Genomic DNA, 631 nt, shown 5'->3' on the forward strand with positions numbered 1-631 from the left:
GATCCTCCTGGATGTGCTGCAGACCCGCGCTCTGCGGAATGAACTGGCTTCTCTCCCCGGCTATGAATCCGCCTGCACGGGGGAAGTCATCGGGCAGGTCTGAAATCTTCCCATGACCCGGCAGGGATGGAGCGCACTTAAACTCATTGGATGTTACCGCTCCCGGCATTGCAACATGCTCTCGGTAGGGTGCGTTTCACGCACCACTCTTGGCACAACCCATCCATTGCGAAATGGTGCATGGAATGCACCCTACCCTGCGGCTCCCTTCAAGCGCTTTCCGAGACAGGCCCCGAAATTGCGCGGCACTTCTCTCATCCAACGTCGGAAGCGAGCTTTCGACACGCTCCTGACACCGGAAATCGCCCTTGGACAGGCTACCTGCCGCCCCAAGGCATGATGGGCACGGTGGAGATGGCGTTCTGAGGGCTTCCTGCAATGATTTTTCTGCTGATGGCCAGGTAGATCAAGGTGTTGTGCTTCCTGTCGAACATGCGGACCACCTTGGTATTCTTGAAAAAGGCGCTGGTTCTCTCACTGAAGACACTCTCCTGGTCGGGCAGTTTGTCCGGCAGGGTGATGGGGCCGGTCTGCCGGCAGGCAATGGAGAATTGCGAGGGGTCTTCGGTGA

The 631-nt window shown here is 58.0% G+C and carries 1 protein-coding gene; it reads right to left on the reverse strand.

Translation table 11 applies throughout. The features are described 5' to 3' along the window. Window positions 1-377: 377 nt before the first annotated feature. Window positions 378-631 (reverse strand): CreA family protein (locus MWC30_RS21725; protein ID WP_244086086.1); only part of this gene is annotated, 254 nt, incomplete at its 5' end.

Origin of the sequence: Desulforhabdus sp. TSK (assembly GCF_022836495.1) — a bacterium.
Taxonomy (GTDB): domain Bacteria; phylum Desulfobacterota; class Syntrophobacteria; order Syntrophobacterales; family Syntrophobacteraceae; genus Desulforhabdus.